General features: G+C 46.4%; 16 protein-coding genes. 5 read left to right on the forward strand and 11 right to left on the reverse strand.

Annotated features, from left to right (window positions below; all coding sequences use genetic code 11):
- The first annotated feature begins 28 nt into the window (after positions 1-28).
- Positions 29-1,330: a Gfo/Idh/MocA family oxidoreductase gene (locus tag ABJ081_08750; GenBank protein ID MEP6356759.1), complete on the forward strand. Its 1,302-nt coding sequence runs from the start codon at positions 29-31 to the stop codon at positions 1,328-1,330.
- A gap of 9 nt (positions 1,331-1,339) precedes the next feature.
- Here the strand turns inward: ABJ081_08750 and ABJ081_08755 are convergent, their stop codons facing one another.
- Positions 1,340-2,110: an NAD kinase gene (locus ABJ081_08755; GenBank protein ID MEP6356760.1), complete on the reverse strand. Its 771-nt coding sequence runs from the start codon at positions 2,108-2,110 to the stop codon at positions 1,340-1,342.
- Between the two features lie 274 nt (positions 2,111-2,384).
- On the reverse strand, positions 2,385-3,593 hold the full coding sequence (locus tag ABJ081_08760; protein MEP6356761.1) for a GNAT family N-acetyltransferase: 1,209 nt from the start codon (positions 3,591-3,593) through the stop codon (positions 2,385-2,387).
- Between the two features lie 36 nt (positions 3,594-3,629).
- Between ABJ081_08760 and ABJ081_08765 the strand changes: the two genes are divergently transcribed.
- Complete coding sequence (locus ABJ081_08765; protein ID MEP6356762.1) at positions 3,630-4,766, forward strand: polysaccharide deacetylase family protein; 1,137 nt, start codon at positions 3,630-3,632, stop codon at positions 4,764-4,766.
- Positions 4,767-4,768: 2 nt separating this feature from the next.
- Here the strand turns inward: ABJ081_08765 and ABJ081_08770 are convergent, their stop codons facing one another.
- The gene (locus tag ABJ081_08770; protein ID MEP6356763.1) at positions 4,769-4,993 is read right to left on the reverse strand and encodes a DUF2842 domain-containing protein; all 225 of its coding nucleotides are present in this window, start codon (positions 4,991-4,993) and stop codon (positions 4,769-4,771) included.
- Between the two features lie 121 nt (positions 4,994-5,114).
- Between ABJ081_08770 and ABJ081_08775 the strand changes: the two genes are divergently transcribed.
- Complete coding sequence (locus ABJ081_08775) at positions 5,115-6,197, forward strand: COX15/CtaA family protein (protein ID MEP6356764.1); 1,083 nt, start codon at positions 5,115-5,117, stop codon at positions 6,195-6,197.
- 10 nt (positions 6,198-6,207) lie between these two features.
- Here the strand turns inward: ABJ081_08775 and ABJ081_08780 are convergent, their stop codons facing one another.
- From ABJ081_08780 to ABJ081_08810, 7 genes are all read right to left on the reverse strand, one after another.
- Complete coding sequence (locus ABJ081_08780) at positions 6,208-7,467, reverse strand: aminotransferase class V-fold PLP-dependent enzyme (GenBank protein ID MEP6356765.1); 1,260 nt, start codon at positions 7,465-7,467, stop codon at positions 6,208-6,210.
- Positions 7,468-8,071: 604 nt separating this feature from the next.
- Positions 8,072-9,127 (reverse strand): N-acetyl-gamma-glutamyl-phosphate reductase, encoded by a 1,056-nt coding sequence (argC, locus tag ABJ081_08785; GenBank protein ID MEP6356766.1) that lies wholly within the window; start codon positions 9,125-9,127, stop codon positions 8,072-8,074.
- Positions 9,128-9,209: 82 nt separating this feature from the next.
- Entirely contained in the window at positions 9,210-10,436 is a 1,227-nt protein-coding gene (locus ABJ081_08790) for a lipopolysaccharide biosynthesis protein (GenBank protein ID MEP6356767.1), read from the reverse strand.
- 2 nt (positions 10,437-10,438) lie between these two features.
- Positions 10,439-11,245: a glycosyltransferase gene (locus ABJ081_08795; protein ID MEP6356768.1), complete on the reverse strand. Its 807-nt coding sequence runs from the start codon at positions 11,243-11,245 to the stop codon at positions 10,439-10,441.
- Positions 11,246-11,432: 187 nt separating this feature from the next.
- Positions 11,433-11,930, reverse strand: coding sequence for a 30S ribosomal protein S9 (gene rpsI, locus ABJ081_08800; protein MEP6356769.1), 498 nt, complete (start codon positions 11,928-11,930; stop codon positions 11,433-11,435).
- A 2-nt stretch (positions 11,931-11,932) separates the two neighbouring features.
- The gene (gene rplM, locus ABJ081_08805; GenBank protein ID MEP6356770.1) at positions 11,933-12,397 is read right to left on the reverse strand and encodes a 50S ribosomal protein L13; all 465 of its coding nucleotides are present in this window, start codon (positions 12,395-12,397) and stop codon (positions 11,933-11,935) included.
- Positions 12,398-12,567: 170 nt separating this feature from the next.
- Positions 12,568-13,011, reverse strand: a complete 444-nt coding sequence (locus ABJ081_08810) for a PaaI family thioesterase (protein ID MEP6356771.1) — start codon at positions 13,009-13,011, stop codon at positions 12,568-12,570.
- A 76-nt stretch (positions 13,012-13,087) separates the two neighbouring features.
- On the opposite strand from ABJ081_08810, the gene ABJ081_08815 reads away from it, so the two are divergent.
- The gene (locus ABJ081_08815) at positions 13,088-13,864 is read left to right on the forward strand and encodes an enoyl-CoA hydratase (protein ID MEP6356772.1); all 777 of its coding nucleotides are present in this window, start codon (positions 13,088-13,090) and stop codon (positions 13,862-13,864) included.
- A 10-nt stretch (positions 13,865-13,874) separates the two neighbouring features.
- On the opposite strand, the gene ABJ081_08820 is transcribed toward ABJ081_08815, so the two are convergent.
- Positions 13,875-14,450, reverse strand: coding sequence for a DUF6653 family protein (locus ABJ081_08820; GenBank protein ID MEP6356773.1), 576 nt, complete (start codon positions 14,448-14,450; stop codon positions 13,875-13,877).
- 341 nt (positions 14,451-14,791) lie between these two features.
- On the opposite strand from ABJ081_08820, the gene ABJ081_08825 reads away from it, so the two are divergent.
- Positions 14,792-16,141 (forward strand): nucleotide sugar dehydrogenase, encoded by a 1,350-nt coding sequence (locus ABJ081_08825; GenBank protein ID MEP6356774.1) that lies wholly within the window; start codon positions 14,792-14,794, stop codon positions 16,139-16,141.
- Positions 16,142-16,198: the final 57 nt, after the last annotated feature.

A 16,198-nucleotide genomic window follows, 5' to 3' on the forward strand; every position in this document is an offset into this window, starting at 1 on the left:
ACGAATAGCGTTTGGGAGGACGTCGCTCATGAACTTGATGGCAAAGCTAGCAGCACTAAGCGCAGATAATAAACAAGTCCGCGCAGGGGTGATTGGCGCTGGTAAATTCGGTTCTATGTTTCTCAATCAGGTGCCGACAACACCAGGTCTCGCGGTTACAGCCATTGCTGACTTGTCGCCGGATCGTGCGATAGCTGCGTGCAAAAATGTTGGCTGGGATGATGCCCGTATTGCAGCAACAGATTTCATTGAAGATGGTGCAGCCCTTTGTGCCAGAGATGACGTGGATGTAGTGTTAGAAATAACGGGCAGTCCTGCAGCAGGCATTGCCCATGCATTGGCTGCTTTTGAGAACGGTAAACATATAATCATGGTGAATGTTGAGGCCGATGTGTTGGCTGGTGCTGCTTTGGCAAAACGCGCAGCTTCTGCCGGTGTTGTCTATTCCATGGCCTATGGTGATCAACCAGCCCTCACATCCGAGATAGTTGATTGGGCGCGGGCTTCCGGCTTTAAGGTTGTGGCGGCAGGCAAGGGCACAAAATACCTGCCCGCATATCACGCTGTGACGCCAGATGATGTTTGGACACATTATGGTCTCACATCACAGGAAGCTGATGCGGCGGGTATGAATCCACAGATGTTCAATTCATTTCTTGACGGTACGAAATCAAGCATTGAAATGTGCGCCATTGCTAATGCCTGCGATCTCCGTGTGCCTGAAAATGGTCTCTTGTTCCCCCCCTGCGGCGTGGATGATCTTCACAATGTGCTGCGACCAAAATCGGTTGGCGGTGTGTTGGAGAAAGAGGGTATGGCTGAGGTTGTGTCATCGCTGGAACGCGACGGCAGTCCGGTTTATCGTGATCTTCGATGGGGTGTGTATGTGGTTTTTGAAGCTCCCAATGATTATGCCGCCGCCTGTTTCAAGCAATATGGCATGAACACGGATGATACGGGCCGCTATGCCTCTTTATATCGTCCTTATCACCTGATTGGACTGGAACTTGGCATATCAGCCTTGAACGCCGTCTTGCGCCATGAAGCGACGGGCACGACACGTGCGTTCAATGGAGATGCGGTGGCTGTGGCCAAGCGCATTTTGAAAGCGGGTGAAACCTTGGATGGCGAAGGTGGCTATACGGTTTGGGGGCGGGCATGTCCTGCAATCAAAAGTAAGGCGATGGGGGCATTGCCGATAGGACTTGCTCATAACATGACCTTAAAGCGGGATGTTGCTTTAGGCGATGTGGTTACTTTTGAGGACGTCAACATTGATGAAGCAAGCCTCACCGTGAAAATTCGCCGTGAAGCAGAAGCGACGATTTAGCTCTAGAGTTTAGTTTTCGTGGCGAAACTGCTCTTCCAAAATTCGATCTTCCCATGAATGGCTTGAATCAAACATGATAATACCATGACGGGTTTGGTCTTCATGGACACTCACTTCAGCGACCGACTTTATTTCTGTGTGATCAGCGACCGCATTCACAGGGCGTTTTTCTGATTCAAGCACTTCAATTTTGACATGCGACTGGTTTGGCAAAAGAGCACCGTTCCAGCGTCTTGGGCGAAACGGGCTTAGGGGCGTGAGAGCCAGAAGTGGCGCTCGAATCGGGATGATCGGGCCTTGTGCAGAAAAATTATATGCTGTGCTACCTTGTGGTGTTGCAACCAAAACACCATCGCAGATCAATTCTTGCAAACGGACCTTATTATCAATGGAAATACGCAGTTTTGCTGCCTGATAAGATTGGCGCAGCAAGGAGACCTCGTTCAAAGCCAATGCATGGGAAATATTGCCATCAACATCAATCGCTGTCATCGACAAAGGATAAATTCGAGTGGAAACCGCTTTTTCTATGCGATCTGGTAGGTCATCAATGGCATATTGATTCATAAGAAACCCGATGGTTCCCTTGTTCATGCCATAAATTGGTTTTCCAGTATTGAGAAGATCATTGACTGTTTGAAGCATCATGCCATCGCCACCAAGCACGATGATGACGTCTGCATCATCCAGTTCCTGCTGACCATAGCAGGCTACGCATTCATTATATGCTTGCTGAGCATCAGCTTGATTTGCTGCAATAAAGTGAAGTTTTGAGGACACAAGGCCAGTCCGTGCAAGTTACGTTATCTCTCGCCTAGCACAAACCATGCGGTTGGTTCAATAAATTGGTGCAATCCAGTATCGAATTAAAGGATCGCTACTGTGACAATGCTAGCCCATAATAAGAAAGATATGGTGAGTGTCATGCTAATTTGAACTAAGATCGAATGCCTGTTTTCAGTGTCATAACCCATAATGATTCTCCTCCTGATACTGATAGCTTAATCAAAAGCAGATCTTTAGGTGATCAATTCAAGTCATGGATGCGTGATGATTAAGTGACCCTGCCCCTAGCGAGAAGGCGCCTTGCTGATTTGACCAAGGTCCAGAGCGTTTCATTCTTTTTTATCATGCGCTTCATGTTTGACTTTAACTTATGGCTCGCCATGTAAAATTGGCCCTTGAAGCTGATCGGGATGATAACATCAAATAATGTGTGGCTTTCTCCAGCCCATGAATCTTTATAACGCTCAGCGCCTACGCCAAAATCAAACCGGCGCATATTTTCATGACACGAGGATTCAATGCATTTGTAAAAAACGAGGGAGCCAGGTGAGATCGTTTTATATTTTTGATCATTTGACATAGAGGTGAAATAACCGAAATGCTGACCTTCAAGCGTGCCGCCAGCAAGCAAGGATAAATGCTGACCGTCAGCAAAAATGTAATCAAATTCTATTAGAGATTCTCCCTTTTCCATCATTTCATTGTACTTGGCGAGCTGATTGAAAAAAGCTGCTGTTGTCGCATCGACAAATTCATTTTTTATCCCACGTTCAGCAAACCACTGTTTCTTCTGCGAGAGAAAAACATCGTACAAAGTGTTATGCTCATTTTCATTTTGCGTACGCAAGTATTCATAACCACCAAGTTTAGCAAGCGCTCTTTCTTGTGAGCGCAATATCTTGTGTTTTCGTTTTGCGTTGCCTCGTGCAAGTACATTGTTAAAATCAGGCTCTAATGTCACTGACCCACCTGATATAGAGCTTTGACTTGATGGCAAGATTGCCATTGGATTATCAAAATCATCCCATTTTAGTGGCTGTTGCGTAAGTTCAAACACATCAAGCGGGTAGGGTGCGTTATTTGAAATATCATTCAAAAGATTTGGCATTATCTGCCGAATGACTTCAATTTGTTGTGGGGCAAAAAACCCAAAGCGATAGTTTGCATGTTTACCACCCATCCATGTGGCGACACTCAAGCCCATGGTTTTGGTGACGATCAAGGGAATCAGAAAAACGGGTGTATTATCAAGGCTTCCCGTTATGAAAAGCGGCTTAGCTTTTTGGGCGACGCCGAGCGTTTCGAGCCAAGCTTTTTGCCATAAATAATGTTGATAAATGGTATGCGAGCATTGTTGTTGCAGATCATACCAAACGGGCTTAATCGCATTTATATTATCGCTCAATATCACTTCAATATCGCCGCACTTGAAGGTGGCTATATTATTTATGGATAAAGCATCTGATTTGAGATTCATCGTATCGTCTCTGCTGGGTGCGCCGTGATTTTATGCATGCAAAGTAAAGAGTTTAGTCACCCCTTTAATATAATATGGACGATTGTTATTAATATTTTGGGTATTGAAGCTGCCGTCGTGACAGAAATAACAAAATCAGTACTAGGTTTCGGCCTTAAAGCCATTGGTAAGAGTGGAATCGCACGTGCGATGCAGCCTTTGCTAGGTGGCATGGGTGCGGTTTTGATGTTTCATCACGTGGGCTATCGCGCACCAAGCTATTTTGGCGGTAATGACCATCTGTCTATCCGGCCGGAGTTTTTAACCCAGCTTTTGGATGAATTCCGTCAAGAATGTATAGATATTGTGTCGCTTGAAGAGGCGGTCTGGCGGATGTCATCAGGGCGCTCAACTCAACCTTTCGTGACTTTTACTTTCGATGATGGATATCGAGATAATGTTGAAACGGCCTATCCAATACTTCAGTCGTTCCGTGTACCTTTCACTCTTTTTGTCTGCAGTGGGTTTGTTGATCGCAAAGTTCCAATTTGGTGGTTAAGTCTTGAGCAGATTATTCAGCAAAACAATGTCATTGAGCTTTCTATCGCAGGAAAACGCCATGTTTTTCAATGCATTGGAAAGAGTGAGAAGCGTCAAGCATTTGAAAAAACCGTTAAGCTTTTGAGTGGTACAGCGGATGAACAGCTGCGCGAAACCATGCAGATGTTATGCTATGATGTGGGGCATGATGCTATGGCTTTGGTCGATCGTGAAATGTCAACGTGGGACATGCTGAAAGAACTGAATAAAGATCCATTGGTAACAATTGGTACTCATACGCATAGTCATCCCTTCTTGCCTAGTTTGTCGCGAGAAAATGCAAAACGTGAGATGATTGATGGGCGCAATAGAATTAAAAAAATGTTGGGTACAGAACCAGAGTTTTTTGCTTATCCCTATGGTTTTAAAGGCGCAGCTGATGAGCGTGAAGTTGCCCTTGCTCAAGAGGTGGGTTTTAAGGCTGCCTTTACGACTCGAAAAGGGCTTCTTTCAGCGCAGCATATAGACCACGCTTGGGCTTTGCCTCGTGTTTCCATTAATGGATACTATCAAAACATGGCCGCGATGCGCGCCTTGCTCAGCGGTTTGCCATTTTATGTGGCGAACGGTTTTAATCGTATAAAAACATTATAAAATTATGAGCGGTCGGGCGTAATCGCCTTTTCTCCACGCCAGCCAAGCCATATGATAAAGCCTGCAGGGATCACCCATATCAATCCGGCAATGACATAATAGGCCAATTGGAAAAACCATCCCGATTCAGGTAAAAGCACAACTGCAAAGACCATTGCGCCGAGTGAATAAATCACAATAAAAGCGACAAGAAATATAGTTGCGATGATTTTGCGTGTCCGTTTCATGGATTATGATCTAGCGCGCCTTAGATTAGTTGTACAGGGCCTATTGTGCGTCATTTATATCGGCGCTATGTCCAGACTATTATCAAGGCTCTTATCCAGTCTCTTATAATGTGAGTGATCGATGACAACTACAGTAGATTTAGACAAAACAATGCAAGGCGCGCATGGCTACAACAATAGCCAATTGGCTGCGGTTAGGCTCTGGCTTTACACCATTCTCGGCCTTATCACGGCGATGGTTGTGGTTGGTGGTGCAACGCGACTAACCGATTCTGGTCTTTCAATTACTGAATGGAAACCGATTTTGGGTGTTATACCGCCGCTCACAGCTGAGGATTGGCAGATTGCCTTTGATAAATATCGCCTGATACCGGAATATCAACTGGTGAATAAAGGAATGAGCCTTGCGGAATTTCAATTCATTTTTTGGTGGGAATGGGCGCATCGGTTTTTAGGGCGCGTCATTGGTTTTGTGTTCTTTATCCCTGCGGTTATTTTTTGGGCTTTAGGATGGCTACCATCAGGCTTGAAGCCGCGTGTCGTTGGCTTGTTTATTCTCGGCGGCCTACAAGGTGTTGTTGGTTGGTGGATGGTGGCAAGCGGCCTTGTGGATCGTGTCGATGTCAGCCAATATCGTCTGGCAGTTCATTTGACGCTTGCCTGCTTTCTCTTTGCGGCTGTTTTATGGGTGGCGCTTGGTCTTCGCGATAAATTCGCCATCGCGTCAACGCCCGCCATGCGCTGGTCGGCGTGGGTGCTTTTAGTGCTCATCTTCGTGCAAATTTTTGCCGGTGGCTTGGTGGCCGGTTTGGATGCGGGGCTTGCCTATAACACATGGCCACAGATGGACGGAGCGTTTGTGCCAACAGGGCTTGGCGCAATGTCACCAATCTGGCTTAACATATTTGAAAACGCCAAGACGGTGCAATTCGATCATCGCATGATCGCTTATGGTCTTTGGGCATTGGCGCTTATTCATGCTTTTTGGGTATCATTGAAGTCGGTCAGTGGCGTTGTGAAAATACAGGCATGGCTCATCTTCATTGTGGTGACAGGGCAAGCGATTGTCGGCATTTTGACGCTGCTGTGGGCAGTGCCGCTTGATCTCGGGCTCTATCACCAGTTTGGTGTGCTTGTTGTGCTGGCCGCCTCCGTTTGGTATCTGCGTACGCTTAAAGGCCGCTCTGGTTTTCTTGGGCGATAAAAACAGCGCTTTAACGTGCTGCTACGATATCGCGCATGGCTTCCAAAAACTGAGCGACTTCTTCCTCGGTGTTATAGTGACACATCGACACGCGCACACATGAGGGCAGGCCAAGCGGGTTAAGTACATTGCCAGAGTAGTGGTCGGCTTTGCGAATATGAACACGCACGCCTCGCTCACCAAGTTTGGCCACAACGTCAGCCGTATCAATGCCGTCGACGCTGAGGGCAACAAGCCCCTCGCGGCGGTTATTTTCAACGCCGCCAATTATCTGTACGCCCTCCATCTCGGCAACACCTTTAAGATTGCTAGTGCCGTGTAACATGGCGTCTGTCAGCGATTTTTCATGGGCGTGGATGGCTTTCGCAGCTGCTTCAAGTTTTTCGCGGCGGTCATTGGAGGAGGTGAATTTTTCACCTAACCACTCAAAATAACTCACAACATCACTGAAGGTCGCATAAGAGCCAGTATCACGCGTGCCAAGCTCCCAATTACCCTCAGGTGCACCAATCAGGCTGTCGTGGGGAAGGGCTGTCAGGCGATCAGATATCCAAGCAATGCCATAGCCATGGCGAGAAAAGACCTTATAGGGTGAAATCACATAGCCATCGATCTTGTAGCCCGATATATCAAGTCCGCCGTGGGCTGCATGCTGGATGCCGTCTACAATAATAAAACACTCTGGCGCGACGGCTCTGATGGCTTGAGACACAGCACCCACATCAACACCCATGCCGGTGACAGGGGATGTGTGAATGATGGTTGCGACCCGTGTTTCAGGTGTTATATATTTTGCGTAATCCGCCGCCTCGACAGACCCAGTCTCGTCGTTGTGAGGAACGGAGATGTAGTTCTTTTTGGCGATCTTTGCCCAGCGTTGGCAAGCACTACGTGAGGCGGGGTGCTCAAGCGTGGTGCCTAGCACATTACCGCCCTCAGGAGTTTCAAGCACGGCATTCATAATCAAACGGAAGAGAAGCTCTGTGCCACTTTCACCAACGAAGATTTGACCTTCATTGGCATTTAAAAACAACATGGCGTCATCTTTGGACTTTTGGATGACCCGCATCAGCTCATGCGACATAACATTGGCGCGGCCCTGATTATCCGGGATTGCAGCATATTTTGTAGATGTCTCTACGGTCGATTTCAAGGTTAGGGCCCCGCCTGCATTTTCAAAGAAAACGCGCTTTCCTTCAACGGGACATGTGTCCACATGCGCAAAACGATCGCGGATATCATGCATCAGGCCGGGTTGGGTGTTTAGCATATAGGGGGTCCTTATATTATAATCCGTACATTCAATTTACAGTATGTAAATTAAAGGTTGAGTAGTGAAACTAGAGTGACTGTAGAACTGATGCAGCCCAACGCAAATAGTGTAAGCGAGAACGATAAAGATATCATCGCTCGAGAGTAATATATCTCATTGCTTTTAGAATCAATTATTGGGTCGTCCTCTCCGGTAATAAAGTAAAAATATGAGATTTGGGTTTTGTAAAATAGAAAGGATGAAATAGCGCCGAGTATCGATCCTAACATAAAAAGCATAATGCTAGTTATCGATGATATTGTAGAAAATAATGTTACATTATTTTGTATTCCAGAATTGGAATCCAAAAATGACCCTAATAAGCCTACGAATAAAACTATTGCGCCGCCATTTAGGTATATTGATGATTTCAGGGTATTTCCAAGGTATTGATTGGATGAACTGTATAACTCATCGATCCGGCTTTTATCTTTATATATATTGCAGTCAGGTTTTGAGGCGTCGAGGTTATTCATACCGTTCTCTTTTCAAAGTTTGGGTCCATGAAGTTTTCTTATTTTGAGTTGCCTCAATCACTCTGCCAACTATTTTAAAGCACCCATCAAGGAAACAGCGGAAGCTGCTCTAACCCAAGTGTTTCTTGTAACCCAAAAGCAAGATTGAAATTCTGCAAGGCTTGACCGGCTGAACCTTTGACGAGGTTATCAAGCGTCGAGATAATAATCACTCGACCTGTTATGCGGTCTTCAAATACATTGATAACGCAGTGATTTGAGCCGCGCACCATTTGCGTTTGCGGCATCACACCCTCATTGGCCACATGCACGAAAGGCTCATTGTCATAAGCAGCCTTGAGGCTGGCGCGCACATCGGATGCGGTTTTGCCACTCGCGAGCTTTACGTAAATGGTGCACAATTCGCCACGGCTCATTGGGATGAGGTGAGGGGTGAAATTGACAGTCACATGATGACCAGCAGCCTTTGATACTTCCTGTTCAATTTCAGGGGCGTGGCGATGGCCTGCGACCGCATAAGGTGTCATTCCTTCACCGGCTTCTGATAGCAAAGTATTTTGTTTAGGACTGCGTCCAGCGCCGGTGGTGCCGGATTTAGCATCGACGATCAAATCATCAGCCTCAATCGCGCCAGCGCTCACGGGCGGAATAAGGGCCATTAATGTGGCGGTCGGATAACAACCCGGGCAAGCAATCAGTCGCGCTGATTTAAGGTCTGAGCGATAATGCTCGCTCAAGCCGTAAACCGCTTCGCCCTGTAGGTGCGCCGCGCGGTGGTCTAGTCCATACCATTCGGCATAAGTGGCTGTGTTGCGCAACCGAAAATCGGCGGACATGTCAATGATTTTAATGTCGTCATTGGCCTCATAAATCGCGCGGGTCACATCTTGGGTGGTGCCATGGGGCAGGCCACAGAAAACGGCATCGACATCGTTCCAATCCACTTGTTCCCATGTCACGAGGTCGGGCAAGTCCAGCATATAAAAATGCGGAAAGACAGCAGACATTTTCTTGCCAGCATGGGAATTAGCGGTGAGCGCCGTTATCTCAATGTTAGGATGGCGGGCAGCAAGACGCACGAGATCAGAGCCTGTATATCCAGACGCGCCTAGAACACCAATGCGAAGCTTTTTATCAGCCATGTCATTCATCCTTTATCAATAGAGAGCTTTTCATACGCCGACACATTTCACAGCGCAAGCAAGGAGTGTCATATTTGCTGATCTAGTGTTCAGGTTTTGGCACTGTGTTTTCGGGCTTCTTGAACAAGATCAGGCCATTTAACAGCTGCAAGATGCCTTGAACCATGATGGCATAGACCGCACCAAGGGCACCGTGTGTGGGAACAAAATAGAAAGCAGCCAATCCCGTGCCTGCGACCGTTATTATATTGACGATCAGATGGAAGCGATACTGCTGAAGAGCCGGAGGAACGAACCCTAAGAGAGATCCAATATAGACAGGGAGGGAGGCAAGACTCATGATGAGTATCAAATCGCTCTGCTCGCCAATTTCTTTGCCGTAAATTAAAGTAATAAGCAGATCACCAGCGATATAGGCAACGCCAATAAATCCAAGCGATACAAAGGCTGCAACAGCGACACCAAAGCCAATTTCAAGATAATAATTTTTCATATCGCGGCTTGCGAAATTACGAGCCAATCGCGGTGTAACAGCGGCCCCTAATGAGTTGACCACAAGGGCTCCAATGAGGAGTATGTGTGAGATCGCAGCGAAAACACCCAAAGTGGCTGTATCTTCATATTGATCGAGTACAATACGCGGCACAGAAAAAGTGAGATAGACGACCGCCGCAGACAAAGCCATCGGTAGTGCAAATCGCACCAACGTTGCACGATCTGCATTTCCTACTTTGGCCGCGGCATCCTTTTCAAAGCGCTTGTCATAAAACAGATAGCAAACCCACCAAGTGAGCGAGAAAGCGGCCAAAGCAAAATCGAGTCGCCCATAGGCATTCAGTACAAGTGCCAACACAAATGACGACAAGGCCGCGCGCCCAATCATCGAAAGCGCGATGGCTTTCATATTGCCAGTTTTATGGGGTATCGCGTAATTGATATCACTCAAGGTTTCTGACATCTTCCAGCTTGCAGCAAGCAGGATTACAATGAGCGCGAGATCGCTATAGCCAAGACCAAGCGCTGTTGCGCTGATAACCAAGACACCGAGCGGCAGCGCAACCCAGCGCACAGCGTTATAGTCATCAAACCCCCAGCGGTTTTCTTGTTCTGTAATATAGACCAACCGAAACATCAGGCTGGCGACTGCCATGATCGGGTTGGCAATAGCCAGTCCAAGCGTATAGAGACCAACAGCTTCTGGGCCTGAGAGACGCGCCAGAATAATCATATTCAGCCATTGCAAGCCATAATAGCCAATCTGACCAGTAAGGCTCCATCCGGCTTGTGAAAAAAGGCCAGTGCTCTTCATAATTATGATTTATTCCGTTTATGCAGCGCCGTTTTTAAATTGCTGAGCATTCTGTCAGGCGTCAAATAAGCCATCATGCTGCGTACAATACCCCATAGGCTCCATGGGTTGAAAATATTGATGTGCGCTAGTTGTACTTTTAAGCGTGAGGCAATTTGAGTGCGTCTTTTGGAGACGGACATCGAATTTTCACGAACATTATATTTTAATACAGTCTCAGGCAGATTAGCCGCCTTACAGCCTGTGGCCAGCACCCGCGTTATCATCTCATAATCGAGCGCATAGACGCCTTCGCGATAAAACCCTACTTTCTCAAATACTTCTGCTCGATAGATGACTGTGGAATGGACAAAGACTGAGTTTATTTTGTTTCGCCGATGGATGTTTGCATTGTCGCTTGGATGCTGCGTGTTCCAGAGCAGTTGATCTGTTTCCTGATCTGTAAAGTCCGCACCACCACCGATAATCATTAAATCGGGATCATTGTTGAGCGCTTCGAGCTGTTCTGGAAAGCGGTTATCATATGAAATATCATCGGAATCATTGATGGCAATAAATTTAGCGCCATCAGCTAAGGCTGCCTTGATGCCACGGTTCAGGCCAAAAACGGTGCCTTTGTTTTCATCATTGCGAAAATAGTGAAACCATTCTTCATCACCATAGCGGGTGAGAACATTTTCAGGCGGTTTGCTTGAACAGTCATCGATAAGATACAAGGCAAAAGGTGAGGGGGCCTTGGCGATTGCGGTTACGACCTCATCGATTGTTTCAACTTCGTTATAATAGGTCGTGACAATAGCGAGTGTCATAAATTTGAGATCCGATAGTCATCATACATGCATTGGTTGTATAGAAATTATCATGCATCCGTTAAATAACGCTTTCAGTTTGCGATGATTGCAAAATAAAAAAGCGCGGAGGATGTCCGCGCTTTTTGTCGTAATATTGTATGTGTAAAACGCTTTAGCGTTTTGAGAACTGGCCCCCAATAACGCTTTAGCGTTTTGAGAACTGGAATGAACGACGAGCTTTTGCGCGACCGTATTTCTTCCGTTCAACAACACGGCTATCGCGTGTTAGGAAGCCACCTTTTTTCAAAGGTGTACGAAGATCGGGCTCATAGCGTGTCAGCGCCAGTGAAATGCCATGACGAACCGCACCAGCTTGACCTGAAAGACCACCACCGGAAACAGTTGCTGTGATGTCGTATTGTGTTTTGCGATCAACAAGCTCAAGCGGCTGATTGATAAGAAGTTGCAAAACAGGACGCGCAAAATATTTCGGCATTTCTTTGCCATTGACAATGATTTTGCCTGAACCTGGTTTAACCCAAACACGCGCTACAGCGTCTTTACGTTTACCAGTTGCATAAGAGCGACCGTGGGCGTCTAGTTTTTGAACATAAACAGGTGCTGCAGGCTGATCATCGCCAGCTGCTTCTACAGTGCCTATTGCTTCGCCGAGGTCCTCAAGGGAATTGATCTCTTCAGCCATAATTATGCAACCCTCTTGTTCTTGGAGTTCATCGCGCTGACGTCAAGGACTTCAGGCTTCTGTGCTTCATGCTCGTGTTCGGCGCCTGCGTATACGCGCAAGTTACGAAGTTGCTGACGGCTCAAAGGGCCACCTGGCAACATACGTTGTACTGCTTTTTGCACTACACGCTCAGGGAATTTACCCTCAAGGATCGCACGTGCTGTGCGCTCTTTGATGCCGCCCGGAAAATTTGTGTGCCAGTAGTATTTTTTGTTTTCGTATTTTCTACCGGTGAAGACAACTTTATCAGCATTGATAACAATAACGTTGTCGCCCATGTCTACATGGGGAGTAAATGTTGGCAAATGTTTGCCGCGAAGACGTGTAGCAATAACAGAGGCAAGACGGCCAACAACAAGGCCCTTCGCGTCAATTATCACCCATTTCTTCTCGACCTCTGCCGGCTTCTGAGAGAAGGTTTTCATGGAATTTTCCATCTTTATCGTAAGAATATTGATCAACGAGGAACGGTTATTCCTCTATTGCTGGGTGAAGTAATCCAGAAACAAAGCACAGTCAAGGCTTTTTATTTAAGAAAAAGCAATAAAAACAATAGCTTATAAAATAGGTATTATATTACCACAAAAACTTAGCCTCAATTACGCTTCGGCGGGATGGAATAGGTCATTGTGGCGTGGGCGACTGTCTTTTTGTCTGGATCATCTGCGCCATATAATGATGTTTCAATAACCATCAATGATTTTCCCACCTTCAAAGGCCGCGCCTCGCAGATAAGATCACCCTTTGGTGGTTTTCGCAGGAAGTTTATGTTGAGATTTGTAGTGACCGCCAGCAAGACTTTGCCCAACACGCTTAAGACGGATACGTAAGAGGTGCAATCTGCCAACATCATCATGGTGGGGCCAGAAACTGTTCCTCCGGGTCGCAGATGCTTTTCCTGTGTGAGTAACCTGAAGCGAACATCACCGTAACCAACATGTTCGATATCAAATATTTTATGCTCATCGAAAACTTGGGGGAATTCTTCACTGAGGGTGTTGAGCAATTCCTCTTTTGTTATAGCAGGTTGGTTGTCCACGAAATCACCTTGAATTTGTATTTTTCCAATATATGAAACACACTTCAAGTAAACCGGCAACAAGATGGGTAGTATCATGCTGAAAACCGAACTTTCAAATCAAGGCATATTGACCCTCACAATGGCATCGCCGCCAGCGAATACCTTATCTGAGAGGATGCTTGAAGCGTTGAGTTCTGCGATTAAAGGCGCGGGTGATGAGGTGCGGGTCATCATTTTGCAGGCTGAAGGGCGTCTTTTTTGTGCGGGCCATGATTTGAAAGAACTCACCGCCCGACGCTCAGACGATGATCGGGGGCAGGCGTATTTCACAAACATCATGCAAGAGTGCGCTGATTTAATGCAGGCTATCGTCGGCTCGCCAAAACCTATTATTGCTAAGGTTGATGGTTTGGCAACAGCGGCGGGCTGTCAGCTTGTTGCATCATGTGATTTGGCCGTGGCAAGCGATCGGGCTGCGTTTTGTACACCGGGCGTGAATATTGGGCTCTTCTGTTCCACGCCTATGGTTGCATTATCGCGCAATGTATCGCGCAAACAGGCCATGGAAATGTTGCTGCTGGGTGAGCAAATTTCTGCAGGCAAAGCCCTGGAATTTGGTCTTGTCAACAAAGTGGTTGAACCAAATTTTCTGGATGATGCAGTCGAAGAGATGGCCGAGATTATCGCCTCTAAATCGTCATATGTGTTGAAGGTTGGCAAGCAGGCGTTTTATCAACAAGCTGCGATGCCCCTTCAAGATGCCTATTCACATTGTGCAGATGTTATGGTGCAAAATATGCTCGCGCGAGACGCACAAGAGGGGATTGGCGCAGTATTAGAAAAGCGCACCCCTAGCTGGGAAGACAAATAGGACTTCAAACTCAAGCTGCTTTTTTCTCGCTATTATCGTTTTCCGGTCGTTGGGCCCAGCTTGCATAGACCGGATTTTCCTTTCGCATGTCTTCATAAAGCCAGACCATGCGATCGCAAAACCATACCTTCAAAATCATAGACAAAATCATGCCGCCCAGCGTGGGCCATAAGCTCATGTCATAGAGGCCATATGCCATGACCGCGAGGGCTGGAAACATCATGATAGTCAAAATCAGCGCGGCGCGTTGATGGTGGTTAGCTATTGGTACATGAAGACGATTAAGCCAGACCCTTTCACCAAAGGTTGCTTTCGCAGGCCAATGATTAAAAGACTTTGGCACAGGAAAGACGCGTGGATTGATCCATGTCCAGATTATTGCGGCGGCTAGAGGGGCAATAAACCAGATATCCAGCCACTGTCGGCTCCATATGGCAAGAACGATCAGTGGGAGACAGCTAAATCGTGTCCATACAGACCAAGGGTTTGCATGGCGCAACCAAGTGGCTTCATTCATTTTCATGCTTGATACCATGGATCGTTCAAACATATTTTTACCCGGAATGATCTTATATGAATCAGCCATATTTACCTTCCTCGACATCGCATCATCTTAACATGTTTGAGTTGATTGGCGAAATCAAGGTGAATTCCCGCATATTGAATTGCCCCTAGATTTGTAAAGGCCTCAACACTTAACCTTTAATGCGAAGTTAACTAAATATTTGTATAAATTAACTCTGATTGTGCTAAATAGGCACAAAACTTATATAAAGGCTCGCCAGCCCCTAATGTTTTCGTAATTATAGTCGCTGGAGTAATGTACAATTAAGAGCCGCAGCTCTTTCTATTCATTGAAATACTAAGGAACAAGATCAAACTGCCAACTGAGTATGTATAAGTAAACCAAGTATAAAGAGTAATTCGATGAATTTTATCAATCAAGAGACTAATTTTGAACACTTTAAAATAGCATCTCAATTAACATCGAATAATAGTGCAGAACCTCTTAACGTTGCCGTTTTTGGGCTTGGTCATGTCGGTCTTATTTCTGCTTGTTGCATTGCCGCTCAAGGACATAAGGTTGTTGGCGTTGACACGAGCCTTGAAAAAACTGACCTAGTGAATTCAGGTCTCGCACCGTTCACAGAACCAGGGCTTGATGAATTGCTAGAGGATGTCGTGTCCGCTGGTGTGTTATCCGCCTCAGTCGACCCCAGAGCAGCCCTGAAGAGTTCAGACCTTATTATCGTTTGTGTTGGAACACCGTCGGCACCTGATGGTCAGCATGACATGAGCTATATTGCTGATGTTTCTGTACAAATCGCGCAAAGCCTCTTACATCGCCCCCAAAAAAAGGTCACCGTTGCCTTTCGCTCCACGGTACGTCCAGGTACAATGGATGGCTTGATTGCGCAAAACTTCCAAACCATTCTTGGGCCCGACTTCAAAGATTGGGTGGAACTGGTTTATCACCCGGAATTCATGCGTGAAGCACAAGCGATCAACGATTATTACGACCCGCCAAAAATCGTCTTTGGCACACATGACGGATCGCCGTCTGAAACAATGGACCGACTTTACTCAGGTTGTCAGGCGAAAGTTTTTTATACAAATTTCGCAGAAGCGGAATTCACAAAATTTGTAGACAATGCATGGCATGGTACGAAAGTCGCCTTTGCCAATGAAATTGGACAAATGTGTGAGCGGCTCAATATATCAGCGAATACCGCACATGAAATGTTTGTTGCCGATACCAAGCTAAACGTATCCGCGCGCTATTTGCGCCCCGGCGGACCCTTTGGCGGTTCATGTCTTCCTAAAGACATTCGCGCATTGCAGTCAGTTGCAAAAGAGGTTGGCGCAAACACGCCTCTCGTCGACAGCCTCATCACCTCGAACGAGGCACATAAAGATCACCAGTTAGATCAAGTCCTTCGCGCTATTGAACCTGGAAAACCAGTTTTACTGGTCGGGTTGGCTTTCAAGGCAAACACTAGCGATGTCAGAGAAAGCCCAAATTGTGTACTTGCGGAAAGACTGATCGCTCATGGCGTGCAATTAAGCATATATGACGCCTCATTTGACCAAGATTCTACTGCGCATCAAAATGCCGGCACTACTGCTTGTAACATAGCAGACCTGGGTCATCACATAATCAGTAAACAAGAAACTGAGTCAGCAGATTGGGGCTTGATCGTGGTCGCAAATGACACGTTTGATAGCCTCGACTTTTCTGGTAACCCAAAGATCATCAACATACATTGTATTGGATGATCGCTTTGGTATTGCCAAGGTTAGAAATAATAGAAACGCGCATAAAAAGAGAAAACT

Source organism: Hyphomicrobiales bacterium (assembly GCA_039989895.1).
GTDB lineage: Bacteria > Pseudomonadota > Alphaproteobacteria > Rhizobiales > JACESI01 > JACESI01.

Bases quoted from the DNA above. Each gene is read 5' to 3' on its own strand.
- ABJ081_08750 (MEP6356759.1), top strand. From the start codon at position 29: ATGAACTTGATGGCAAAGCTAGCAGCACTAAGCGCAGATAATAAACAA.
- ABJ081_08760 (MEP6356761.1), bottom strand. From the start codon at position 3,593: ATGAATCTCAAATCAGATGCTTTATCCATAAATAATATAGCCACCTTC.
- ABJ081_08765 (MEP6356762.1), top strand. From the start codon at position 3,630: ATGCAAAGTAAAGAGTTTAGTCACCCCTTTAATATAATATGGACGATT.
- ABJ081_08770 (MEP6356763.1), bottom strand. From the start codon at position 4,993: ATGAAACGGACACGCAAAATCATCGCAACTATATTTCTTGTCGCTTTT.
- ABJ081_08775 (MEP6356764.1), top strand. From the start codon at position 5,115: ATGACAACTACAGTAGATTTAGACAAAACAATGCAAGGCGCGCATGGC.
- ABJ081_08780 (MEP6356765.1), bottom strand. From the start codon at position 7,467: ATGCTAAACACCCAACCCGGCCTGATGCATGATATCCGCGATCGTTTT.
- argC (MEP6356766.1), bottom strand. From the start codon at position 9,127: ATGGCTGATAAAAAGCTTCGCATTGGTGTTCTAGGCGCGTCTGGATAT.
- ABJ081_08790 (MEP6356767.1), bottom strand. From the start codon at position 10,436: ATGAAGAGCACTGGCCTTTTTTCACAAGCCGGATGGAGCCTTACTGGT.
- ABJ081_08795 (MEP6356768.1), bottom strand. From the start codon at position 11,245: ATGACACTCGCTATTGTCACGACCTATTATAACGAAGTTGAAACAATC.
- rpsI (MEP6356769.1), bottom strand. From the start codon at position 11,930: ATGGCTGAAGAGATCAATTCCCTTGAGGACCTCGGCGAAGCAATAGGC.
- rplM (MEP6356770.1), bottom strand. From the start codon at position 12,397: ATGAAAACCTTCTCTCAGAAGCCGGCAGAGGTCGAGAAGAAATGGGTG.
- ABJ081_08815 (MEP6356772.1), top strand. From the start codon at position 13,088: ATGCTGAAAACCGAACTTTCAAATCAAGGCATATTGACCCTCACAATG.
- ABJ081_08820 (MEP6356773.1), bottom strand. From the start codon at position 14,450: ATGGCTGATTCATATAAGATCATTCCGGGTAAAAATATGTTTGAACGA.
- ABJ081_08825 (MEP6356774.1), top strand. From the start codon at position 14,792: ATGAATTTTATCAATCAAGAGACTAATTTTGAACACTTTAAAATAGCA.